Origin of the sequence: Streptomyces sp. NPDC002133, from assembly GCF_040296405.1 — a bacterium.
Taxonomy (GTDB): Bacteria; Actinomycetota; Actinomycetes; order Streptomycetales; family Streptomycetaceae; genus Streptomyces.
Genome location: NZ_JBEOXF010000006.1, coordinates 160,409 through 182,325, shown reverse-complemented (window position 1 = coordinate 182,325; position 21,917 = coordinate 160,409). Strand labels below are relative to the sequence as shown.

At 69.2% G+C, this 21,917-nt stretch carries 18 protein-coding genes, 1 tRNA gene and 3 pseudogenes; 5 read left to right on the top strand and 17 right to left on the bottom strand.

What is annotated here, in order from left to right; all coding sequences use genetic code 11:
* Nucleotides 1–315: 315 nt before the first annotated feature.
* The 3 genes from ABT078_RS10290 to ABT078_RS10280 form a co-directional block, all read right to left on the bottom strand.
* On the bottom strand, nt 316–726 hold the full coding sequence (locus tag ABT078_RS10290) for a hypothetical protein (RefSeq protein ID WP_351225880.1): 411 nt from the start codon (nt 724–726) through the stop codon (nt 316–318).
* Between the two features lie 210 nt (nt 727–936).
* Nucleotides 937–1,305: a VOC family protein gene (locus ABT078_RS10285; RefSeq protein WP_351225878.1), complete on the bottom strand. Its 369-nt coding sequence runs from the start codon at nt 1,303–1,305 to the stop codon at nt 937–939.
* A 175-nt stretch (nt 1,306–1,480) separates the two neighbouring features.
* The gene (locus tag ABT078_RS10280; RefSeq protein ID WP_351225876.1) at nt 1,481–1,720 is read right to left on the bottom strand and encodes a hypothetical protein; all 240 of its coding nucleotides are present in this window, start codon (nt 1,718–1,720) and stop codon (nt 1,481–1,483) included.
* A 266-nt stretch (nt 1,721–1,986) separates the two neighbouring features.
* On the opposite strand from ABT078_RS10280, the gene ABT078_RS10275 reads away from it, so the two are divergent.
* Nucleotides 1,987–2,397: a four-helix bundle copper-binding protein gene (locus ABT078_RS10275; protein ID WP_351225874.1), complete on the top strand. Its 411-nt coding sequence runs from the start codon at nt 1,987–1,989 to the stop codon at nt 2,395–2,397.
* A gap of 22 nt (nt 2,398–2,419) precedes the next feature.
* Here the strand turns inward: ABT078_RS10275 and ABT078_RS10270 are convergent, their stop codons facing one another.
* From ABT078_RS10270 to ABT078_RS10260, 3 genes are all read right to left on the bottom strand, one after another.
* Nucleotides 2,420–2,707, bottom strand: coding sequence for a hypothetical protein (locus ABT078_RS10270; RefSeq protein ID WP_351225872.1), 288 nt, complete (start codon nt 2,705–2,707; stop codon nt 2,420–2,422).
* Nucleotides 2,680–2,946, bottom strand: coding sequence for a hypothetical protein (locus ABT078_RS10265; RefSeq protein ID WP_351225870.1), 267 nt, complete (start codon nt 2,944–2,946; stop codon nt 2,680–2,682). Before ABT078_RS10265 ends, ABT078_RS10270 begins: the two co-directional genes overlap by 28 nt.
* Before the next feature lie 187 nt (nt 2,947–3,133).
* The gene (locus tag ABT078_RS10260; protein ID WP_351225868.1) at nt 3,134–4,198 is read right to left on the bottom strand and encodes an ArsR/SmtB family transcription factor; all 1,065 of its coding nucleotides are present in this window, start codon (nt 4,196–4,198) and stop codon (nt 3,134–3,136) included.
* Between the two features lie 143 nt (nt 4,199–4,341).
* On the opposite strand from ABT078_RS10260, the gene ABT078_RS10255 reads away from it, so the two are divergent.
* Nucleotides 4,342–5,319 (top strand): SMP-30/gluconolactonase/LRE family protein, encoded by a 978-nt coding sequence (locus tag ABT078_RS10255; protein WP_351225866.1) that lies wholly within the window; start codon nt 4,342–4,344, stop codon nt 5,317–5,319.
* Nucleotides 5,320–5,584: 265 nt separating this feature from the next.
* Here ABT078_RS10255 and ABT078_RS10245 read toward each other — a convergent pair whose 3' ends face one another.
* From ABT078_RS10245 to ABT078_RS10220, 6 genes are all read right to left on the bottom strand, one after another.
* Nucleotides 5,585–8,608 carry a glycoside hydrolase family 2 TIM barrel-domain containing protein gene (locus ABT078_RS10245; protein ID WP_351225864.1) on the bottom strand — a complete coding sequence of 1,008 codons (3,024 nt, stop codon included), beginning with the start codon at nt 8,606–8,608 and terminating at the stop codon, nt 5,585–5,587.
* A 195-nt stretch (nt 8,609–8,803) separates the two neighbouring features.
* Entirely contained in the window at nt 8,804–11,533 is a 2,730-nt protein-coding gene (locus ABT078_RS10240; RefSeq protein ID WP_351225862.1) for a glycoside hydrolase family 38 N-terminal domain-containing protein, read from the bottom strand.
* 63 nt (nt 11,534–11,596) lie between these two features.
* A complete protein-coding gene (locus tag ABT078_RS10235) occupies nt 11,597–12,403 on the bottom strand; it encodes a carbohydrate ABC transporter permease (RefSeq protein WP_351226022.1) in 807 nt (268 codons plus the stop codon).
* 47 nt (nt 12,404–12,450) lie between these two features.
* Nucleotides 12,451–13,398, bottom strand: coding sequence for a carbohydrate ABC transporter permease (locus ABT078_RS10230; RefSeq protein ID WP_351225860.1), 948 nt, complete (start codon nt 13,396–13,398; stop codon nt 12,451–12,453).
* Between the two features lie 7 nt (nt 13,399–13,405).
* Entirely contained in the window at nt 13,406–14,740 is a 1,335-nt protein-coding gene (locus ABT078_RS10225) for an ABC transporter substrate-binding protein (RefSeq protein WP_351225858.1), read from the bottom strand.
* 292 nt (nt 14,741–15,032) lie between these two features.
* Complete coding sequence (locus tag ABT078_RS10220; protein WP_351225856.1) at nt 15,033–16,037, bottom strand: LacI family DNA-binding transcriptional regulator; 1,005 nt, start codon at nt 16,035–16,037, stop codon at nt 15,033–15,035.
* Nucleotides 16,038–16,251: 214 nt separating this feature from the next.
* Between ABT078_RS10220 and manB the strand changes: the two are divergent.
* Nucleotides 16,252–16,683, top strand: a pseudogene (gene manB, locus ABT078_RS10215) (phosphomannomutase/phosphoglucomutase); the annotation flags it as partial.
* 138 nt (nt 16,684–16,821) lie between these two features.
* Here manB and ABT078_RS10210 read toward each other — a convergent pair.
* Together ABT078_RS10210 and ABT078_RS10205 are read right to left on the bottom strand one after the other, a co-directional pair.
* Entirely contained in the window at nt 16,822–17,505 is a 684-nt protein-coding gene (locus ABT078_RS10210; RefSeq protein ID WP_502981197.1) for a DUF899 domain-containing protein, read from the bottom strand.
* A gap of 422 nt (nt 17,506–17,927) precedes the next feature.
* Nucleotides 17,928–18,317 carry a hypothetical protein gene (locus tag ABT078_RS10205; RefSeq protein ID WP_351225852.1) on the bottom strand — a complete coding sequence of 130 codons (390 nt, stop codon included), beginning with the start codon at nt 18,315–18,317 and terminating at the stop codon, nt 17,928–17,930.
* A gap of 748 nt (nt 18,318–19,065) precedes the next feature.
* On the opposite strand from ABT078_RS10205, the gene ABT078_RS10200 reads away from it, so the two are divergent.
* Nucleotides 19,066–19,575, top strand: coding sequence for a hypothetical protein (locus ABT078_RS10200; protein ID WP_351225850.1), 510 nt, complete (start codon nt 19,066–19,068; stop codon nt 19,573–19,575).
* A gap of 253 nt (nt 19,576–19,828) precedes the next feature.
* Here the strand turns inward: ABT078_RS10200 and ABT078_RS10195 are convergent.
* From ABT078_RS10195 to ABT078_RS10185, 3 genes and pseudogenes are all read right to left on the bottom strand, one after another.
* A tRNA-Met gene (locus tag ABT078_RS10195) sits at nt 19,829–19,906 on the bottom strand.
* Between the two features lie 200 nt (nt 19,907–20,106).
* On the bottom strand, nt 20,107–20,655 hold the full coding sequence (locus ABT078_RS10190; protein WP_351226020.1) for a nitrobindin family protein: 549 nt from the start codon (nt 20,653–20,655) through the stop codon (nt 20,107–20,109).
* Between the two features lie 470 nt (nt 20,656–21,125).
* A pseudogene (locus ABT078_RS10185) lies at nt 21,126–21,428 on the bottom strand (SAM-dependent methyltransferase); the annotation flags it as partial.
* On the opposite strand from ABT078_RS10185, the pseudogene ABT078_RS10180 reads away from it, so the two are divergent.
* Nucleotides 21,416–21,595: pseudogene (locus tag ABT078_RS10180) on the top strand (LysR family transcriptional regulator); the annotation flags it as partial. The pseudogenes ABT078_RS10185 and ABT078_RS10180 overlap by 13 nt on opposite strands.
* Nucleotides 21,596–21,917 lie beyond the last annotated feature (322 nt).

The window sequence follows — 21,917 nt, the reverse complement described above, 5'->3', positions numbered from 1 at the left end:
TGGGCAGTCGGCTGGGGACGGCCGTGGAAGCGTTGCTCACGGCGGTGTCCGGCATGGGCGGTGAGCCGGCGCAGATGGACCTGCGCCTGGAGACGGTGGACGGCGCCGAGGAGGTGCCGGTGTACTCGGCGGCAGCGGCTGGTTACAGCACCGAGGAGATCACCCTTTCCCAGTCCCTGCTGGCCCGTTTCGTGGCAGGCAGGCCACCCCGCGGACCCTCGCAGACTGGGGCCTGCAGCACAGCAACCATGGCACGCCAAGACTTCGCATGCGTGAGGCCCTCCTACGCACATGAGCGCAGGGGTGAGCCGGCGGCTACGCCCTGTGCCGAGGGTGCACGCGGCAGGCACGGCCATGCGCCCTCTTCTCGGGGACGGTGGCGCACAGCTTGCCGAAGTACTCGTCGTAGTCCTTGTCGATGGCCATGGCGCCGTCCAGCGTCGCCTGGTACCGCTCCTTGTCCGGACGGGCCTCCACGTCCTCGCGCAGCTGCTCCGTGATCGCGTGCACGGCCGCCGCACGGGCCTCGCAGGCACTGCCAACGCCCGCCCTGCATGCCTCGGGCTTCGCGCTCACCGCGTCGCTGATCCTGCCGTGCCACTTCTTCTCCAACTCCAAGGACCGGCTGCCCTGGTCGCCGGTGGAACCACCGCAGGCGGCGACCGCCGCCACCACCCCGCACACCAGCAGCGGTGTCAGCAGCCTCAGTCCCCCACCATCCCTCATTTCGCGCCCGCGATCGTCCGCCCTCTGCCCGCCCCGGCCGGACGGAGCGCCGAGATCGTAGCGCAACCACCTTCAATCTGACGGGAGTTGCTCAGGACGAAGAGAAGTGTGCAGGTTCGCAGATTCCCGGACGCCCAACGCGCAGCACCCCAAGTCAGGCCGAGACGCTCGTAGGTCTTTGGGTGGGAGGCCGCTCGCAGTGACCTTGACTCAGCTTCTGGTCAGGCAGAACGGATGCCCGGCGGGATCGGCAAAGACCCGCCACCTGTCGCCGCCAGGTTGATGCTCCGGCTTGACCGCGCCCAGCTCCAGCAGCAAGGCCTCCGCCTCGTCGAGGTCATGGACTGCGAAGTCGAGGTGGACTTGTTGTGGCGCGGCCTGGTCGGGCCAGTGTGGAGGCTGGTGGTTGTCAACGCGCTGGAAGCCGATGACGAACCCGTCCCCGCGAGTGAGGCCGGCGAAGTCACCGTTGGATTCGGGGTGAGGCACGAGCCCGGTCGCCTGCCGATAGAACGCGGCCAACGCCTCGGGATCGGGGCAGTCGAGTGTTATCGCCGTCAGCTTCATATGCGGGGGCATGGCAACTCCGTCGCGCTCTCGGGCATGGGTCAGGTCACACCGTACTGTCAGCTTCAGACTTCGGACGTGGCTCCCGGTCAGCGCCAAGCCGCAGCAGAGCGGCTGGGCTCCTGCAACTCACCTGGGTTGAAAGGGTCGTTGAGCTGCGGCCCGTCATCCGCGTGCCGGTGGGGTGTCAGGACCTGCCAACACCGTTGAGGAACGTGTCCACGACCAGGTCGGCCGCCTGCGGAGGCTCCACTTCGGGAGACCGATGTGCAGCGCTGTCCCCCAGCTGATCGAGGATCGCCCTCACCCACGCCAGGGAAACATCGGGGCGCAGATGGCCTTCTTCGGCCGCGCGCTGGAGGAAGGCGTCCAGCCGCCGGCTCTGCTCCTCACGCCGACCGCCGGCGGCGGGGTCTTCTTGCATCATGCGGCGCGTGTCGACCGGCTGACGGGGATGATCCCTTCTGCGCAGCGGTGCAGCGCACCACGCCGGTGAAAAAGTGGATGGTCGGCCGCGGCATGAGCCACGCGGTTGTCCACGCCTACCCCTGAGCCGGTCCCGCACGAGCCTGCCGGGGCGCCTTCTCCGGTGCGCCCGGGCAGGCTCGTCCCGTCAGGCGTTAGCTGGAGGTGTACCGGGGCTCGCAGGCAACCGACCAACCCACCCGCCCCGCGGGATCAGGAGGTACCGCGATGACCAGCACCGTCAAGGACATGCTCGCCACATACCCGGCCGACCTCGGCAACATCGACCAGGCCAAGCTCACCCGCTGTATCGAGCAGTGCATCGCCTGCGCCCAGGCGTGTACCGCGTGCGCGGACGCCTGCCTGTCCGAGGGCATGGTCGGCCATCTGACCAAGTGCATCCGCACCGACATGGACTGCGCCGACATCTGCACCGCCACCGCGGCCGTCCTCTCCCGGCACACCGGCTACGACGCCAACGTCACCCGCGCGATCCTCCAGGCGTGCGCCACGGCCTGCAAGGCGTGTGGCGACGAATGCGGCTCCCACGCGGACATGCACGAGCACTGCCGCGTCTGCGCCGAAGCCTGCCGCTCCTGCGAGCAGGCGTGCAACGAACTGCTCGCAGGCCTCGGCTGACGGACGACGGACAGGGACCGGCTCAGCCGGGCAGCGGGCTCTCCTCACGCCGACGGCGGCGCCCGTGGCGGGTCACCCCGCGCGGTTTGAACACCGACAGTGCGGCGGCGGTCAGGAGCACCCCGACAGGCGCGGCCGCGTCGGCGATCAGCTGGATGCGCACGCCCTCCAGCTCGCCGCCCGCCGGCGTGGCCCGCGCGGCTGCTTCGGCGAGGTGCCCGACCGGCTGCATGTGGACCAGCAGCAGGAGGGTCGCGATCGCCGTGATCAGCAGCTTCGCGATCACCCAGTAGTGGCGCAGCAGTCCCATACCGTCCCGAATGACTGGATCGGCCCGGTCGGCAGGGAGGCGAAGCTGAAGGGAGCGATGACGTACCAGCCCACCACGTCCTTGGCCAGATGGGCGCCCCGCACGGTCTGGGGAGAGGTGCTGGTCGGGCGGGCGACGGCGCGGGCAAGAAGGGCTGCGACCGCGCCCAGCGAGCCGACAGAGGCGGTGACGTGGAGGGTGAGCGTCAGCTTGCGCAGCCGGGGCTGGAACGGTGTCACGGCGTGTGTCCGGCCATGCCGCCGCCGATCGGGTGAACGACCCGCTCAGCAGAGGGAGCAATAGCGGGGTCGTCACCACGAGGAGCGTGGCGACTGTGCGCCGCGAGCGCCGGCCGTCTGTGCAGGGGAATCCGTCACAAGGAAATCCTGCTCGGGCGTCGCTGCGCAGCACCATCCGTACGCGTACTCAATGGGTCCGCGGCGCTGCGCTGCCGTCGTCGACCGCCTCACCGACACTCGGAGAACGCACCACGGCCTGGCTTGCCCGCTGTCGCCGGCCGTGGGGCTCGCCCTCCAGCAGGCCTTGCCCGAGCGGGGTCAGGCTGTGAAGGACCGCCGTGCCGATCCGGGTGGTGCACACCAGCCCGGCGTTCCGCAGGACGGTGGCGTGCTGGCTGGCCGCCGCAAGGGAGATCCCGATCCGCTCGGCCAGCGCGGTGGTCGTCGCCGGGTCCCGGAGAGCGGCGAGCACGGCCGCCCGAGTCCGCCCGAGCAGCGGCCCCAGGGCGCCGGGCGGTGCGTCCGGCCGGTCCGACACGTGCATCGGGTAAACCAGCACCGTCGACTGCTCGGGACGCCACATCACGAGCGGCCCCGTCGCGAACCAGGACGGCATCAGCAGCAGCCCGCGGCCGCACAGCGGGATGTCGTACGTGGACCGCGATGGAAGGTGCAGGGTCGGCGGATCCCAGAGCCACGAGGGGCTGAGCGTGGTCAGAAGGGCGTCGACGCCCCCGCGCAGCAGCATCTCGGCACGGAGGGCGCGATCGGCCAGGCCGTCGGTCCGGACCCGCGGCCACAGCGGAGCGATCGACGAGGCGTGATAGCGCCGCAAATCGTGAGTGAAGGTCCGGCGGGCCGCGGCCGCGCCGGCGGCGAACTCGCGCGACCAGCCGCCGGACGTGCCGGAGGAGCCGGAGGAGTCCTCGAGCCGCAGGTCCGTGGCCAACCGCTCGGCGGAGGTGCGGCCGGCCAGATCGAGGGCGGTGGCGAAGTCCCCGACGGACGGCTGCAGCAGGAAATCCGGCATGGAGCCGTCGCGCGGCACCAGGTCGAGGAGGACTCCGGCGCGCGCCGCCAGGCTTCCGTTCATCCGGCGCTGCCACCGGTCGACGGCGGGGCGGGCGCGGCCTCCGGAGGCCGTACCGGTGCGCAGGCCGCGCACGCTGAGAGCGGTCTCCCACAAGGCGTTGGGCTCCGGGGCGAGGGTGATCTGGCGCAGATCGGCGGCGTCGAAGTGTAAACGGATCACGCCGACGATTATCGGTCCGGTGGAGCCTTTCGCCCAGACATGAAAGGCCGTGCGACGGCGAAGTGCGCCCGACAGGCTCTCGATGCGGCGCCGCGGAGCGGGGCCCGTCCACGTACACGTACACGTCCCCGGAGGTCGCGACGATGCCCGGAACCGCCCGTCTTGTGCGCCTCGGCGCCTCGGTCCTGCTGGTCGGCCTCGCCGCCGTGCCCGCCCCGGCCGTCGCCCGCCAACTGCCCGACACCTACGTCGTGTCGCGGTCCCCGGGCGTCCTGCCCGAAGGCATCGCCATCGGCCGCGACGGCACGATGTACGTGTCCTCGGACGGCACCGGCGCGCTGTACCGCGGGAACGTCCGCGATCCCCGGCTGCGGCCCTTCCGCGCCGAGGGCGTCGAGGGCCGGCCGAGCACCCTGGGGGTGCACACCGACCCCCGAGGGCGGATCTTCTCGGTGGGCGGCGCCGAGCTGACCGTTCACGACCGCGCTGGGCGGCTGCTGGCCTCGCGCGCTGCACAGGACGGTCCGCTCGGGGCGCCCGATCTCAACGACCTGGTGATCACCAAGGACGCCGTCTACGTCACGGACTGGGCCAACCCCGTCGTCCACCGAGCCGAGATCCACGGCGGCACCCTGGGCCCGCTCCTGCCCTGGCTCGACATCCGTTCCGCCTTCCCGCAGTTCCCGGCCCAGTACTGGCTGCTCAACGGCATCGTGGCGGACGAAGAGGGCACGACCCTGCTCGTGGCCTCCAACGGCACCGAGGCCGTGTGGCGGGTGGACGTCGCCACCCGGGAGACCGGGCACCTGGACCTCGGCGGGGCGTCCTTCGGCGCGGACGGCATGCTGCTGCGCGGCCGCACGCTGTACGCCGTGCTCAACTACGGCGCCCCGAGCGGCGTCTACATCGCCGAGCTGGACGAGGGCCTGCGGGCCGGGTCCGTGACCCACCGGATCACCGGCGAACCCTTCGACCTGCCCACAACGCTGGCCCGCCACGGCTGCCGGCTGTACGTCGTCAACAGCCAGAACGACGAGCCCCCGGGGAAGCCCCCGTACACCGTGAGCGCGATCCAGGACCCGGTCTGCGAACGCTCTGAGAACTCGCGGACGTACCCGTGACCCAAGGCGGGCCGCCGGGCTCGACGCCGAGACCGTCGTCAGGACGCCCTTCGCGTCCGGTCGTGTCGACTGGGTGCTGCCGACCTCGAAACCGGACGGCCGGGCCGACGCGCTGCACATGCTCGACGCCGACGACGACGCCCGGATGGAGTGGGACAGGGACAGGGGCCCGTCCCCCTTCAGCCGGCTCACCGGCGAGTGTGCTGGAGGCGAGCGAGGACCGCGACGGTGTCGGGGGATCCGAGACGTCGGCGCCTCCACGGCGCTACGACACTCGAGGCTGCGCCGTGGACGGAGTGGACTGTGCGGGTAGCCGGCCTGCTGCGATGCGAAGCCTGATCGTGCGGGCTTCGGGGCGAAGCGAGAACTCGGGCCACACATCGGGTCCGCAGGCCCGCGAGCCGAGCCCGTGCTGGGCGGCGTCGACGATCAGGTGACTCGTCGTCGAATCCGGAAGTTCAAACGGGTGTCCGGCCTGTGCGATCTGCTGTGGGGTGTGGCGGCTGAGCGTGAAGCCGGGGCGACGTCCGTGCGTGTCCGGGAGTGTCACGATGCGCAGCACCTCGGTGCCGGCACTCGTCAGCGCGAGCTGTCGCAATTGGGAGCGGTGCCCGGTCTCCTGGGGTCGCGCATAGTCGACGGAGAGGTCGCGGACGGTGGAGGAGAAACGGCCGGTGCGTGCCCCGCGGAGACTGTCCGGGTAGGACTCGAGCGGTCCGAGGCCGAACCACTCGGCGCCATCGACAGGAGCCGCGCCATCGGGCAGGTCGAAACGTATCCCGATCCGCGGCCACACCGTCAGCCAACCGCTCGAGGGCTCGATCTCGACACGCAGCTCCAGTTCGTCGCCCTCGAGCGACCAGACGGACTCCACCATCACCGACAAGGCGGAGTTCGCCGCGGAGACTCTGTCGATCGTTTGCAGGGCTTCAGCAGTGCGCCTCACGGATACTCGCCGCGACGTCATCCGGTCGAGTCCGTCGCGACGCCACAGTTCGGCATGGGAAACCCCGGCGACGCCGGCGTCGCTCTCCTCGACCTCTTCGGACGCGCCTTCATCGTTGTCGGTCGGGGCACGAAACAGTTCCAACCGCGGGCCCGCCACAGCGCGGCCGGCGAGACGCACGAGGGACCCGTCGATGAACTCGGCGATTCCGAGTGTCAGCGTTCCGTCGCCAGGCCGCCAATTGGCCCGAGGGCGCACGCCGGGCGCGGGACGACGCGTCGAACGGTCCACCTGTGCGGTCGCGATCACATGCCCGTCGCTCGCCCAGGCGGTCCCGGCCGCCAGTACCGCGTCAATGGTGAGCCACGTCTCCGAGACTTGGGACACCGGGATCCGGGGAAGCGGCACACGCGCCGAGTCGCCTGCCGCGAGGACGGGGACCTCCATGTCCCCGGAATCCACCGATGTCCCGTCGTGCTCGACGCGCCAGCGGATGCGCAGGTCGGACGTGTCGGCCGAGTGCCGCAGGTTGGTCATCGCGACGTCGTCACCATCGAAGGTGAAGCGGACCGGCTGCACGACCGCCTTGTACTCGTGGAGGCTGGGAGTCGGGACATCGTTGCTCAACAGCATTCCGTCCATGACGAAGTTGCCGTCGTGTACGACCTCTCCGAAGTCACCGCCGTACGCGTAGTAGGGCGTACCGTCCGGGGTCGTCGTCAGGATGCCGTGATCGCGCCATTCCCAGACGAAGCCGCCGTGCAGCCGCGGATGCTCGTGCACCAGCGCCTCGTACTGGTCGAGCGCTCCCGGCCCGTTGCCCATCGCGTGGGCGTACTCGCAGAGCAGGAACGGCTTGGTGCGCTGCCGAGCGCCCTGCGCGGGAGTGCAGTTCAGCAGCGTCGAGCGTGAGCCGTCGGTTCCGATCTGCTCGGTCTCGAGCACCGACGCGTACATGCGCGAGTAGATGTCGGTGTATTCGCCGGCGTGGTCGCCTTCGTAGTGCACGGGTCGTCCGGCGTCGCGGGCATGGACCCAGGCCGACATCGCGGCGAGGTTGCTGCCCGTTCCCGCTTCGTTGCCGAGCGACCAGATGACGATACTGGGATGGTTCTTGTCTCGTTCGACCGTGCGCTGGATGCGGTCGAGGTACGCCTCACGCCACGCCGGGTCATCGCTCGGATTGCCGACCCAGTCGAGTTTGTCGAAGCCGTGCGTCTCGAGATCGCATTCGAGGATGACCCAGAATCCGAGCTCGTCGGCAAGGTCGAGCAGTCGTGGATGCGGTGGGTAGTGGCTGGTGCGGATCGCGTTCACGTTGAACCGCTTCATGCGGGCCAGGTCTTCGCGGGCGTGCTCCTCGTCGAAGACGCGGCCGCGCTCGGGGTGGGTCTCGTGACGATTCATCCCGTGGAACACGACGCGGCGGCCGTTGACCAGGAACTGGTCACCGCGGATCTCGACGGTGCGGAAACCGACCCGCATGGCGATGCTCTCCGCGGCCGTCGACACGGTGACGTCGTACAGGCGAGGCTGCTCGGCCGACCAGGGCTCCACGTGATCGACGTCGAACGGGGCCACGTCGGCCGGAGTTGCCCAGACCTGCTCGATGCCGAGTTCAGGGAGGCGAAGGGTGACGGGGAATGCCGCCGCATCGGCGGTGACCTCCGTCTCGACGCGTCCGTGCCCGTTATCGAACCCGGTTCGCAACCAGACGTCCTCGATGCCCCCGGCCGGCCGTGCGATCACGGTGACATCGCGGAAGATGCCCGGCAGCCACCACTGGTCCTGGTCTTCGACATAGCTGGCCGCCGACCATTGGTGCACGCGCACGGCAACGACGTTGTCGCCCGGGCGTACAGACGATGTCACGTCGAACTCGTGGGCGAGCCGGCTGCCGCCGGCGCTGCCGATCTCTTCGCCGTTCACCCACAGCTTGAAGAGCGACTCGACACCGTCGAACCGCAGCACGACGCGCTCGGCTGCCGCCCAGTCGGCGGGCATGTCGAAGTGGCGCCGATAGTCGCCGGTGGGGTTCTCATCCGGGACATGGGGTGGGTCGATCGGGAACGGGAACTGCACGTTCGTGTAGATCGGCCGGCCGTAGGCTCCGTCACCCTGGAGCACCCAGTGCGAGGGCACGGGGATGCTGTCCCAGCCGCTGTCGTCGAAGCCTTCGGCCGCGAATTCCACTTCCACCGGGACCGTCGGCGACAGACGGAAACGCCAAAGCCCGTTCAGCGAACGAGAGGGGGCGTCGGAGTGCAGCCACGAGCGCGCCGGGCGCAGCGCGCCACGCCCTGGTGTGGTGTCCGATACATACGCGGAAAGTCGGGAGTGCACGAGGTGACAACTCTTTCTTGAAAACAAAAGGGATCCGTTACGCCGACTGCGTGCGCCGACCCGAGTGATCGGGCCCTGGCCGCCCTTGGCCGTCGGCGTGGTGCGGAGAAGGCCGGGTCCAGGTGGACGCAGGCGAACTCAGTGACGTCCGCCTGTGCCGTGGATCGCACATCTGACGATCACCGTGGGTTCGTCCTAACGGAACACGACCGTTCGGATCTCCCAAGGGCCGAGGTCGAGTTGCAGTTCGTCCGCGACCGACGTCGCGGACAGCGGGCGGCCGAGCAGGTCGACCGTGGTGACTTCCGTGAACGCGCCCGTCAGGCGGGCGGTCGATCCCGTGCCGTTCATCGCGACCAGCCGCACCTCGGTGCCGTCACCGTGCTCGTCGTCGCAGACTCGGCGGATGCTCGAGACGAGAATGTCCGCACCGTGGACCTGCACGCCGGTGGCGTCGGGGGGCAGTTGGCCTCCGGCGGACGCGGTCCCGCGGGTGACGAGCACGTCGTTGCGGAAGTCCTCGGCGAGAGCGACCGCGTTCGCGCCCTGCCAGCCGGTTGCCGAGGGCACGACGGCGAAACGGTTCTCGATGCGCACGCCGAGATCTTGCGCGCCCGGCGCGGGGATCTCCGTTGCCGCGGGCTCGTCACGGAGTGGATGGATGTTGACGCTGATCGAGCCGATCGCGCGCAGCAAAGTGATGGCGAGTTCGGATCCGTCGTCGACGAGTTCGTACTCGGTGGCGTGGTCGAGCAGTACGTTGGCGGCGCCGGCCGACACGAACGAACTCGCGGGGAAGGTCGGGATCGGGTATTCGCCCCAGCCGCCCTCGGCGGTGAGCCCGCGCTCGGTGACGGCGAACTGCCCGGCGGATGCGGACACGGCCGCCGGCTCGGGCAGCGGCACGTGGAAACGCAGCCGGTGGTCGGCGGACTGGTTCAGGAACGACGTGGAGACCCGGACGAACGGCTCGCCTGCGCGCACCTCCACGAGTGTCTCCACCGGGGTCGGAACGGTCTGACTGCTGCGCAGGTCGCGCTCGGAGGAGAGCGCGGTGGGCCAGTCGTAGACGCGGGTGACACGCATCCTCGACCGCAGCGGGCCGTTCTCGATGAGCTCGACGGCGACATCCGCCGGCTCCTCCACGAGCAGGTCCTGTGCCGGCGGAGCGTAGTTGTAACTGTCGCCGCGGTCACCGCCGTCGACAAGGCGGCCGACTCCGTGCAGTACGGTGCCGTCGGCCCCCGTCACGTCCAGGGTGCCGTCGGCGGCGACCGCGACCTCGACCAGTCCGTTCGAGAGCGCGCGGGCCCTCGCCGTCGCGGGTGCGAACGCCGTCGACGGCGCGGCGGCCCGGTCGCTCGGTCCGACGCGGAAACTTGCAAGCCCGGAGGCGGGGACGTTCACGGGCACCAGCGCGGTCGCGCGGGCTTCCTCCAGTGTCAGCACCCTCCACTCACCGGGGTGCTCGGCGGCCGCGGCAGCGACCTTGAGGCGCAAGGTCAGCAGGTCGAACGGTCCGCTCGTCGGTACCTCGGCGAGGTGGAAGACGAGCGACCCCGGGGTGAGTTCGTAGTGGTCGATCAGACGCCCGAAGAGCTCGCGGCGGTGGATGCGGCGCAGCACACGTTCGAGCTGCGCGGCGTCCATGCGCTCGTCGCTGAGCACGGTCGGAGCCTTCGAGACCAGCTGCACGGGCTGCGCCGAGCCGTCGGCGGCGGTCGCGGCCAGAACGGTTCCCTCGGGCGGGGCCAGGACATCCACCTCCACCAATGCCGTGCGCGGGAACGGCAGTGGGTTGGCGACGAGGTGGCCGTCGCTCGGCACCAGGGCGGCGGGCTCGGCGAGGGCCGCATCCCGGACCGCCCGTGCGGTGTGCGTGGCTTCGGCGAGACGCGCATCGACCTGATCGCAGGTCTCGTCGGTGCCGGAGCCGACGACCGAGTCGTGCGCCGTCGACTCGATGATCTTGTGCCACGCGAGCGAGAGGAACGGTGAGTCGTCGCGCCGGGACCACAGGGCGTTCACCCGCTCGGCGTGGTCGATGGTGCGCTCGGCGACGGCCATGCGCTGCTTGAGCCCGAGCCGCACGGAGAGCACGCCCGGGAGAATGTTTCCGCGCACATGGCTGCGCAGCTCACCGGTGACGACGGCGGAGACCTCGTCGCGCACGTGCTCGCGGATGTACTCGTCGAGCGTCGCCATCGTGATGGCGCGCTCGTCGCCGGCCGCGCGCCGCAGCCAGGTCGCGAGTTGCGGGTCGGGCGCGTTGTGGTCGGTGCCGGCCATCGCGAGCACCGGGTCGTCACCCCACCGATCGGCCGTCATCTGCGCGTACTCGTCGAGGGCGCGTCCGATCTGGTCGGGCACGAGCAGGACGTCGAGGCCGTTGTCGTAGCCGTCGAAGAGGAACTCGGTGCGCACCTCGGAGCCGTCGGGAGCGCGCCAGCGGAAGGCGTGACCGTCGACGGAGCCGGGCACACCGCGCCACAGCGCCGCATGCTCGATCCCGGCGCGCGCCAGGATCTGCGGCATCTGCGCGACGTGGCCGAACATGTCCGGCAGATAACCGATGCGCATCGAGCCGCCGAGGTCCGCTGCGGCCGCCCATCCCATCTGCAGGTTGCGCACGATGGTCTCGCCGGAGCAGAGGAACTCGTCGAGCAGGATGAGCCACGGGCCGATGGCGAGCCGGCCGCCGGCGACCAGGGCCACGACCCGATCGCGGTTCTCCGGTCGCATCTCCAGGTAGTCCTCGACCGCGGCCATCTGCCCGTCGACGGTGAACCGGAAGTCCGGGTTCGCCTCGGCCGTGTCCAGCACGGTGTCGAGAGCGGCGACGAGCCGGTGCCGGAACACCTGGAAAGGCTCGTACCATTCCCGGTCCCAATGGAAGTGGGGCACGAAGACGGCGGAATTGCGCATGGGGAGCGGGACCTTCTGTGCTGGCGGGGCGATGCGGAGGGACTGGAGAGCGGGGGTGCGGAGTCACTTGAGGGAGCCGGAGGCGAGTCCGGTGCGCCAGAACCGCTGCAGGAGCACGAACAGGATGATCACCGGCACGATCGACACGAGCGAGCCGGTGATCACGGATTCCTGGAGGAGCGGGGCACGGGCGGTCTGGCCGTTCCACTGGTACAGGCCGAGCGTGATCGGGAAGAGCGACTCCTTCTGCAGCATCACCATCGGCAGGAAGAAGTTGTTCCAGATGGCGACGAACTGGAAGAGGAATATGGTCACCAGCGACGGCGCCATCAGCCTGAACGCCACCGAGAAGAACGTGCGGAACTCGCCGGCGCCGTCCAGGCGCGCCGACTCGAGGATCTCCTGGGGGACGGCGGCGGAGGCGAAGATGCGGGCCAGGTAGACACCGAACGGACTGACGATGCTGGGCAGGAACACCGCGAGGTAGGTGTTCACGATCCCGGTGGCCGAGAACAGAAGGAACAGCGGGAGCGCGAGCGCGGTGGTGGGCACGAGGACGCCGCCGAGGATGACGGAGAACAGCAACTCGCGGCCCCGGAAGGTGAACTTGGCGAGCGCGTAGCCGCACAGCGCGGAGATCAGGGTTCCGACGGCCGCGCCCAGCACCGCGTAGATCACACTGTTCAGAGCCCACCGCCCGAATATGCCGTTGCTGCGGCCGAACAGGGTGCCCAGGTTGTCGAACAGGTGGAAGTGCGAGAACACCAGCCCGTTGGTGGAGGCGAGGTCGCCCTGCGGTTTCGTCGCCGCGACGATCAGAAAGTAGATCGGCAGCAGGAAGTAGATCGCCAGGAGGAACATCAGAGCCATGGCAGCCGTGCGGCTGACGCGGCTTTCACGGATCAGGGGATGGTTGCTCACAGTCCCGCCTTCTTCGAGGTCAGTCGCATGAACCCGAAGCTCAGAACGAAGGTGATGACGGCGATGACCACGGAGATCGCGGCTGCCTGGTGGTAGTTGTTCCCGGATGCCACCGCATACGCGAGCATGTTCGGTGTGTACGTGCTCGAGATGTTCGAGGAGATCTGCCGCAGCACGGCCGGCTCGGCGTAGAGCTGGAGCGTGCCGATGATCGAGAACACCGTGGTGAGGATGATCGACGGGGCGATGATCGGGACTTTGATCCGCCACGCGATCACCCAGTTGCTCGCGCCGTCGAGCTTGGCGGCTTCGTAGAGCTCCTGCGGGATCGACTGCAGCGCCGAGAACATGATCAGCATGTTGTAGCCGGTCCAGAGCCAGGTCGAGACGTTCGCCGCCGACCACAGCACGGCGCCGGGGCCGAGGAAGTCGGGCTGGAAGCCGATGCCCTTGAGCAGGTCGACGACGGGGCTGAGCTGCGGCGAGTAGAGGTACGACCACATGATCGCGGCGATGACGCCGGGCACGGCATACGGCATGAATGCCGAGATGCGGAAGAACGACTTGAGCTTCAGCAGGGGCGTGTCGAGCAGCAGCGCCATGGTCAGCGCGACGAACAGCATGACCGGCACCTGCACGATGCCGAAGAGTCCGATGCGCCCGATGCTGGACCAGAACTCGGTGTTCTGGAACACGTGCACGTACTGCTCGAAACCGCCGAACGTCGTGTACGACGTGCCGTACTGGCCGCCGGTGCGGCGCACGACGAGGAAGCTCTGCCAGATCGCGTAGACGATCGGCACCAGGTAGAACAGCACGAACGGAAGGAAGAACGGGATCAGGAACGCGACGATGGTGCCTGCCCGGGGGCCGCCGCCGTTGAGACGACGGCGGACCCCGGGCGCCGCCACCACGCGCGTCGCGCGGGTTGCGATGTCCGTCATGCCGCGGTCACTTGCCCGCTGTAGCCGGGATCGCCTGATCCTTCATCGACTTCAGCGCGGCCGCCTGAGCGGCCGAGAGTGCGTCGGTGAGCGTGCCGTCGCCGGCCGCCGCCTTGGCCATCGCGTCCTGGAGCGCCAGGTTCACCGTCTTCTGGGTGGGCCCCCAGGTGAAGCTGGTGTCGATGTTCTTGGACGAGTCGGCGAAGACGTCGAAGATCTTCTCGTTGTTGTAGTACGGGACGCCCCGCGAGAGCGCGGGAAGCTCCAGACCGGCATTGGCTGCCGAGTAGAGGCCGCCCAGCTTGTTCTCCAGCGCGAGGGCTTCCGGGTCGGTGTTCAGCCAGGAGTTGAACTTGACCGACTCGTACAGATGCGTGTTGCCCTTCATGAACGCGACGGTGGATCCGCCCCAGTTGCCGGATGCGGCGCTCGAGCCCCACGTCGGCATCGGAACGATCGACCACTTGCCGGCCTGGTCGGGCAGGTTGTCGCGGAACATGCTGTAGCCCCAGGCGGCGCCGACGTAGCTGGCGATCTGGTTCTTCTGGTACGCGGCGTACATCTGGGTCGACCCGTGGGCGAGGTCGGTGCGGACGAGCTTGGCGGCGATCAGCTTCTGCCAGTACTCGGCGACCTGCTTGCTCTGGTCGGAGTCCACGGTGACGTGCCACTTGTCGCCGGAGTAGTCGTACATCTCGGCGTTGTTCTGCCACAGGAGTCCGTTGAACCACTCGGCGTTGTTCGGGTCGAAGAACGTGATGCTGAGCTTGGGGTCCGCCTTGTGCAGCTTCTGCGCCTGCGCTGCGTACTCGTCCCAGGTCTTCGGGATCGCGAGGCCGTGCTGCTTGAAGATGTCGTTGCGCACGTAGAGTGCCATCGGGCCCGTGTCCTGCGGGAGGGCGAACACGCCGGTGCCGCCGAAGCTGGTCTGCGACCAGGTCCAGGGCACGAACTTCGACTTGGCCGCGATGGCTGCCGAGCAGGCCGAGGCGTCGACGAAGGCGTCCTGGGAGCGCAGGTTGGGGAGCTGGTCGTAGCCGACCTGCGCGAGCTCCGGTGCCTTGCCCGCCTTGAGGGCGTTGCCGAGGGTGCCGTACTGGTCGTTGGAGATGTTCTTCGTCTCGACCTGGATGTTCGGGTTCTTCTTGTTCCACAGGGCGACGACCTGGTCCATGCCCGGAACGGTGTTCCAGTACTGGAGGGTGACCTTGCCCTTCGCGGGCTCACAGGAGGCTGCGGACGCATCACCCGACGAAGCGGGCGACGAGCACCCGGCGAGTACGGCGATGCTGGCTGCCGCGGCGACGACGGCCAGGCGGATGCGCGTGACTGTGCTGCTCATATTTTCCGTTCCAGAGAGCGACTGGCGACGGCGTCGCCAGCCGGGTCGACGTTGACACCTCAGGCAAGTGGTTCCGGGATGCCTTCTGGTTGGAATGGACAGGACGCAACGGTGTCGGTACAAGCGCCGAGCGCCGTGGCAGGAAGGGACAAACACCATGTATTTCCGTCCCCGTGAGCGTTCACGTGAACGTTCACGGGAGCGCTCACGGGGGCTTGAATAATTGTTCGGAAGTGTGCGCTCCGGTGCGATCGAGTGTCAAGACTTTTGGGTCGCGCACGAGTCCGGCAGGTTAAGCGGACCCGGCCAACCGCAACTCGGCCCGGACGACGAGGTCGTCGGCCCCGAGCGGGTTCGCCCCGGTCAGCAGCCGTGCGACCTGGTCGATGGCGAGCGCGCCGAGCTTTCGCGTGTCGAGGGCGACGCTGGAGAGCGGGGGCTCCACGAGCGCGCCGAGCCTCAGACCGTCGAAGCCGATCACGGCGAGATCCCGGGGGACGCTCCTGCCGAGCCGGCGTGCCTCGCGCAGGGCGCCGATCGCGATGATGTCGTTGAAGGTGAAGACCGCGGTGACGTCCGGATGAGCGGTGAGCAAGGCCTCGAGCGCCGCTCCGCCGCCGTCGGCCGACTGGTCCGCGCCGACCACCATGCCCGCGTCGATCCCGTACGCCGCCGCGGCCGTCGCGAACCAGTCGCGCCGGATGCTCGGCTCGGCGCGGCCGTCGTGATCGAGCATGCCGATCCGTGTGTGGCCCTCAGCGACCAGGTGCGCAACCGCGGCGTGGACACCCTCCTCACCGTCGATCCGGATCGAGCTGAACCGCGGCGTGTGGTGCTCACGGCCGATGAGCACCACCGGGATGCCACGGGTGAACACCTCGAGTTCGTCCTCGGAGCAGCTGAAGTAGCCGATGACCGCATCCACCTGTGAGCCGATCACCTGAAGCGTGCCGAGCTCCTCTTCCGCCCTGTCCGCGGTGTCGTACACGACAACGTGCCAGCCACGGGCCCGTGCCGCCTCCAGCGCCGCCGCGGCGACCTCGGTGAAGAACGGGTTGAGCAGGTCCGGAATCACCAACCCGATGGTGGTGGTGTCCTGCCGGACCAGGCCGCGGGCGAACCGGCTCGGCCGGTAGCCGAGCTCGCGGGCGGCGTCGAGCACGCGCTGTTTGGTGGAGCCATCGATCTCGTCCTTGTCGTTCAGCGCCCGCGACACGGTCTGACGGGACACACCGGCGGACCGGGCGACGTCATGGATCGTGACCTTCCGGGGTTCCGTCCCCGACGACGACACCATGTGTACCTCCCGCTGCTGGCGGGTGCCGATGCCCCCGCAGGGCCCGAGTATGCACGTGCCGGGCGCGGCTGCGCGATATCCGGTGCCCTTGCGGATGTGCCCTCCGGACGCCGGCAACGTGTCCTGGCCTCGGCCGATGCAGTGCGGTCCCGCCGGTACCGGGGACGATTCGGGGGGACGATGGCCTTGATGATCTGCAACTCGGCCGACAGCCGCACAGCATCTGCGGTCTCCGGTCGGCCTGAGCGGCGTCCGGCCCCTCAAGGGCGTGGTCGATGCGGGCAACGGCATGGGCAGGCACACCGTGCCGGCCGGACTGCCGCTGGAGCTGGTGCCCATGTACGTCGAGCTGGACGGCGCCTTCCTCCACCATGAGGCCAATCCGCTCGATCCGGCCAACATCGTCGACCTGCAGCGGCGTGCGGAGGGCGCGGACCTCGGGCCGGCCTTCGACGGTGACGCCGACCGCTGATTCGCGGTCGGCGAGCACGGCGACCCGGTCTCCCCATCGGCCCTCACGGCGCTGGGGCCCGCGCGCGAGCCGGCCCGCGACGGCGGCACCGGCACGGTCATGCACAATCTGATCACCTCTTGGTCCGTGCCCGAGGTGGTGAAGGAGCACGGAGGCACACCGGTGCGCCGGCGATCATCCGCACCGACGTGCGACACATCGGCGGGCGACGGCCACCACGGGCGCAGCGCACGGGCCAAGTCGCCCATGCTCGGCCGTCCGGCCTGGTCCCGGGCGGGCGACGAACGCCGCGTACGGCGCGTCGAACAGTCCTCAGCCCTGGGCCGGCTCCGAGCCGCCGTATGCGTCGTGCCAGTTCCACCACTCGTACGGCGCGGTTTGGGGGTAGCCCTCGGGCGAGTCCTCCCATGCCTCCTGACGCCCGAGCGCGGTCATGTCGAGGTAACTCCAGGTGGTCCCCAGCGCCTCGTCGCCGCGGACGTTGATGAAGTACGTGCGGAACACGCTCTCGCCATCGCGGATGAACGCGTTCGTGCCGTGCCACTCGTCCACACCGAAGTCGGTGTCGAACTCGTCGGTCATGGTGTACCAGGGCATCGTCCAGCCCATCCGTGCCTTCACACGCTCGATGTCCGGCTGCGGCGCACGCGAGGCGAAGACGAGCGTGGTGTCGCGGGCGTTCAGATGGGAGAGGTGAGCGACGTGATCGGCCACCATGGAACAGCCGACGCACGCGTGGTCGGGCCAGCCGCTCACGCCGGGCTCGAAGAAGGCGCGATAGACGATCAGCTGACGACGGCCTGCGAACAGGTCGAGCAGGCTCGCTTTACCCTCGGGTCCGTCGAACTCGTACCCTTTCTCCACCGCCACCCAAGGCATGCGCCGCCGCTGCGCGGCGAGCGCGTCGCGGGCGCGGGTCAGCTCCTTCTCCTTGACGAGCAGCTGCAGGCGCGCTGCCTCCCACTCCTGAGGCGTGACGATCGTGGGTGTCTTCATGGTGGTGTCCACTTTCCGGTTCAGGTCCACGCTGATGCGCCGGGCCAGGGGTGTGAGCTGGACGCGGCTCGGCCGGAGTCCCTGCATTGGTATCCATATTGACTGTGAATGTCAGGTTTACTCAGCATTGACATCTTCGGGATCGTGGCTCGAGGCGCTCAGGAAGCGGGCATCGAGCCGTCTCCGCGCGGTTCGGCGAAGCGGCGGGTACGGCGCGTACGGCGGGTGCCTTCCGGCGGGCGGGGGCGCGCCCGACATCGCCCAGCGCACGCAGGTGGCGGCCGAGAGCGGACGTGGCCAGGTGGATGATCGCGGGTCATTCCCGCGGCGAGGTCACGGAATTCGCCCACCGGCGCACTCGGATGCCCGGCTTGGTGCCGCGCATTGGCGGCCGGGCTCTCGAGGGCGCGGCCGCGGCCGGGCTACGCGTCGGCTTCCTTCAGCCGGGCGATCTCGGCGGCGTGCTCGCTGATCCGTTTGCTGACGGCGCCGGTGGTGTAGAGGACCGTCCCGGTGACGGCGAACGGCACGGAGCCGCCGAGCACCGCGAGCAGTTCGGGCCAGTCGCGCTCGGCGACGCACGAACTGCCTTCCGCGGCCGCCGCGTTCGCGTCCGAGCGGTCGGTGAAGAACGGCGAGTCGCAGTTCACGGGGTCGCTGTAGCCGTCGTCGAACTGGTAGGGCGTGAAGAGCAGGACGGCGAACCACACCCACAGGAGTCCCGCAACGCCGAGGAGCACCGCCCCCCACAGTTTGGCCCGCCCCGCCTGTTCGCGGAAGTCGCGGTCGTACAGAAGATGCAGTTGCGTCATGGCGTACGAATCTACTGGGCGAGCTCAACCCGCCCGCCATCGCGTCGGGGCTGCCGGCACCTCGGCCGGGAGCGGGGCTCGTGGCCGACGCTGATGTGCGGCGAGCGGTGGCGCCGACAGACCGCAGCCGAGGACGCGGTCCTGATCCAGCGTGAGACCGGCACCCCCGAATCGGCGATCCGCACCTTCACTACCGAGGTCTCCTTCGAAGGGCAGGACCTGGCACTCCGCCAAGGTCAAGGGCTCCGGCCTGGAGCGCACCGTGACCGTGGACCACCCGCCCCGCTCCTCGGGCGGCTCGGCCTCGCAGCCAGAAGAACGACACCCTTGGTGTTGTCGGGCGCCAGGGCACCGGCCTTGGGGGTTCTGCCGTACCCCCGGTAGACCGCGCCGCGGATCACAGTGTGCTCTTCCGCGGTATCCGCACCAGTGGTGCTCTGGATGCATCACTGTCGCCGGCCAACATGGCCGGTGCAGATCGCGTGGCCAACGGCAGCACCCCGCTTCCCACCAGTGCGAGGTGCCGCCGCATCGCCGTCAACCGCCGAGCGCAGCTCAACCGCCGAGTCAGTGCTGCGACTTCCCGTCCAGACTGAACGACGCTGCCGCCCTCTGGCGGACGCGCGTAGACCTCGGGCATCATCGCTGTGCTCCACCTGCACTCCCGTCCCATCAGAAGTACGGGCACCAGTAGCAGCACCGTCATCAGTTGCACGGTCAGCACGGTCAGCAGGAGGGAAACCGCAACATGAAGATCCGCACGGTCCTGAGTGCGCTTGCGCTCGTCCTCGGCGCGCTGTTCGCCCCGGGGTTCGGCGTCGTCACCGGCGCCACCGACGCGCACGCCGTCACCAAGATCAGCCATGGCACCGCGACCTCGATGTTCAGTTCGTCCGGAATCACCTGGTCCTCGTCCGGCGGCTGCTCGAACCGGAACAATCCGACCTGTACGTCCTTCGAGCAGCTCAACCTCGCCACCGCGAAGGGAGCTCAGACGCTCAGGAGCGCAAGCGGCTGCGCGCTCAACATCACCGGCGGTACGGAGACCGGGCACGCCGGCGGCACGTACTCGCACTGGAACGGCTACAAGCTCGACTACAGCAAGTACACCTGCGTCGGGAACTACATCAAGAACAACTTCACCTACATCGGCCTGCGCGGTGACGGTGCACCGCAATGGAAGTCCGCGTCCGGAAACATCTACGCGGACGAGGGCAATCACTGGGACGTGACGTACTACAACTGCGGCGGCTGCTGAGCCGTACGCAGGCGTCAAGACCCCGGGCGCCGCGCCCCTGCCGCGATGCCGTTGATTCATTCGGGGCCCACGTGACGTCGGCCTTCGCGACCCGCTTGGGCTCGTGAAGGCTGACGTTGGCCTACTTGAGGCGGCTTCGAGCCCACGGCCTTCACGCCCCAGCACAGGGGAAGTTTCCGCGGCCCCGGCCCGCTGAGGCAGGGGCCGTCCATGCGTCCGGCCCCTCGACGACTGAGCGTCGAGGGGCCGGAGTTGGTAGCGGGGGCAGGATTTGAACCATGCGACCTCTGGGTTATGAGCCCAGCGAGCTACCGAGCTGCTCCACCCCGCGTCGGTACGTCCACTGTACGCCAAGTCCTGGTCCGGGACACGGATTTTTCTCCTGGTTCCCGACCTCGACGCCGCGTGGGGCACGGAAGCGGCGCCTGACCGGGTGCCGGATCGCCTGGCGCGTGTGCGGGGAGTGCGCCGCGGGGCACCGCGTCCCTTCGACACCTCTGCCGACGCATCTCGCACGTTCTTGACGCGGCGCTAGCTTCTGCCCCGGCGGTGCAGTCGTGCCGACAGATGGTGTTGCAGCGGCTGACCGACCGCAGCGAGGTCGTGGACGAAGTCGAGTGTGTCCTCGTCCGTCAGGGTGTAGCGGCGACGGGTGGCGTTGACCTCCTTGGCGGTGGGAGCGAGAGCCACCTGATGCGTGGTGAGGTCGACCGCGCCGTCGTCCGCACGGCCGACCGAGATCTCCGCGATGCCGGTGGGCTGGGTGATCAGTGCCTCCACGCGCCCGTCGGGCTGGAGCCGCCACCAGCCGCTCTCCCGAGCCGACGGCCGCAGCGGGGTGCCGTCCGCGTCGAGGAGCCAGGCGCGCGCTTCGTAGTGGAGGAAGGGCCTCCCGTCGTGGCTGAAGGTGACCTCCTGCGCGTACGTAAACTCCTCGGCGAGCGTCGGGTACTCGCCGCGGCCCCGGCCGACCCAGGTGCCGATGAACCCGATCAGCGGCGTGAGCAGTGCGTGCGGCGCAGGTGCTTCGTCCGGTCGAAGGGCGTCGGGATACGGGTGCTTCCGGGCGGGGTCGAACATCATGTGCGCTCCTGGGTCGAGGCCGGTGCCGGGTGGCAGCCTAGGGCGTCGATCCGCCGGCGCCGGTCGGCGGACGGCGGGTGCGCCGGCCCGTTGCCCGGGCGGAATCAGCTGGACGGCGTCCTTCTGATACCCGCAGGCCGGCCCGACCCGGCAGGAGCGTGTTCCCGCAGTTGTTCATTGCCTCGGGACTCTCGGGCGCGATCCGGCACCAGCCTGCACGCTGACGTCGACGACGATCGTGGCGATCGGCACAGGCGCCGAGGAACCGCTCTGCCGCCTGGTCGACGGCGGGGCCGGCGACCTCTGCGACGCCGTCCCGCAGCTCGCCGACGAGGTCGGGGCCCGCAAGCACCGACCGTGGCCCGCCACGCCTGTGACCGGTAGAGGCGCACCTTACAACCGGCGTCGCAACCGTCCGGAGGAGCCTTGCACGGCACGGGCCCTGTGCCCCTCCCTACGCCCGATCCTCAGCCGGGTCGCTTGGCCATGATGACAACACCCGGCCCGCTTTGCTCATCCGCGGGGAGCCGAAGTTCGGCGACCGGGCGCAGTCCGGCCTGCTCCACCAGGTCCACGAGTTGTTCCGGCCGCCATTTGTGTGTCGTCCAACGAACGGGTACACCTCCGTAGGCCTCGGTGCGCACCGCGTCTTCGTCGCCGACGTGTGTCGCGGTGATGAAGTGTCCGCCTGGCTTCAGGGCGCGAGCGAACAGGGCGAGAACCTGAGGAAGGACGTCACGGGGGAGGTTGAAGAGTGACCACCACCCCACGCTATCTCTGCGAAGGCGGACTCGCCTCCGGCGCCCTCGTCCCCCTCCACGAGACCGACGACCCGCCCATCAACACCGGCTACCTCGTTCAGCGCCCGGGCGCGCCCGAGAACCCGCACGTCACTCGGGTACGCGACCACCTCCTCGACCTGGCCGCCACCTGGTGACACCGCTTGCGGCGGCCGCGCAGCCGCAAAGGGCCGCATCCGGGGAAGACGGCCGCGCATGTGTAGCGGTTGCCGTCGGCGCGACATCGCCCTGCGGGTAAATGGCGTTCGTGCACGCCCGCGTGGCCTGGCCCCAGCCGATCGTCCGTCGGAGGAAGAGTGTTCGGACGACGCAGCGGCCTGCAGGGGCCGTCCCACTCGCCAGACGTTCCTCACTGTCCCGCCCAGACCCCGAACGGAGCATGCCGGGTCACTCCTTCGGCGGAACATGAGTGGACAATGCGCGTGCAGGTCCGAGGAACGTGGAGCCGGTCACGGCGAA

Excerpts from the sequence above, each read along its gene's own strand:
- ABT078_RS10290 (WP_351225880.1), bottom strand. The coding sequence starts at position 726 with ATGAGGGATGGTGGGGGACTGAGGCTGCTGACACCGCTGCTGGTGTGC.
- ABT078_RS10285 (WP_351225878.1), bottom strand. The coding sequence starts at position 1,305 with ATGCCCCCGCATATGAAGCTGACGGCGATAACACTCGACTGCCCCGAT.
- ABT078_RS10280 (WP_351225876.1), bottom strand. The coding sequence starts at position 1,720 with ATGATGCAAGAAGACCCCGCCGCCGGCGGTCGGCGTGAGGAGCAGAGC.
- ABT078_RS10275 (WP_351225874.1), top strand. The coding sequence starts at position 1,987 with ATGACCAGCACCGTCAAGGACATGCTCGCCACATACCCGGCCGACCTC.
- ABT078_RS10270 (WP_351225872.1), bottom strand. The coding sequence starts at position 2,707 with ATGGGACTGCTGCGCCACTACTGGGTGATCGCGAAGCTGCTGATCACG.
- ABT078_RS10255 (WP_351225866.1), top strand. The coding sequence starts at position 4,342 with ATGCCCGGAACCGCCCGTCTTGTGCGCCTCGGCGCCTCGGTCCTGCTG.
- ABT078_RS10240 (WP_351225862.1), bottom strand. The coding sequence starts at position 11,533 with ATGCGCAATTCCGCCGTCTTCGTGCCCCACTTCCATTGGGACCGGGAA.
- ABT078_RS10235 (WP_351226022.1), bottom strand. The coding sequence starts at position 12,403 with ATGGCTCTGATGTTCCTCCTGGCGATCTACTTCCTGCTGCCGATCTAC.
- ABT078_RS10230 (WP_351225860.1), bottom strand. The coding sequence starts at position 13,398 with ATGACGGACATCGCAACCCGCGCGACGCGCGTGGTGGCGGCGCCCGGG.
- ABT078_RS10225 (WP_351225858.1), bottom strand. The coding sequence starts at position 14,740 with ATGAGCAGCACAGTCACGCGCATCCGCCTGGCCGTCGTCGCCGCGGCA.
- ABT078_RS10220 (WP_351225856.1), bottom strand. The coding sequence starts at position 16,037 with ATGGTGTCGTCGTCGGGGACGGAACCCCGGAAGGTCACGATCCATGAC.
- ABT078_RS10210 (WP_502981197.1), bottom strand. The coding sequence starts at position 17,505 with ATGAAGACACCCACGATCGTCACGCCTCAGGAGTGGGAGGCAGCGCGC.
- ABT078_RS10205 (WP_351225852.1), bottom strand. The coding sequence starts at position 18,317 with ATGACGCAACTGCATCTTCTGTACGACCGCGACTTCCGCGAACAGGCG.
- ABT078_RS10200 (WP_351225850.1), top strand. The coding sequence starts at position 19,066 with ATGAAGATCCGCACGGTCCTGAGTGCGCTTGCGCTCGTCCTCGGCGCG.
- ABT078_RS10190 (WP_351226020.1), bottom strand. The coding sequence starts at position 20,655 with ATGTTCGACCCCGCCCGGAAGCACCCGTATCCCGACGCCCTTCGACCG.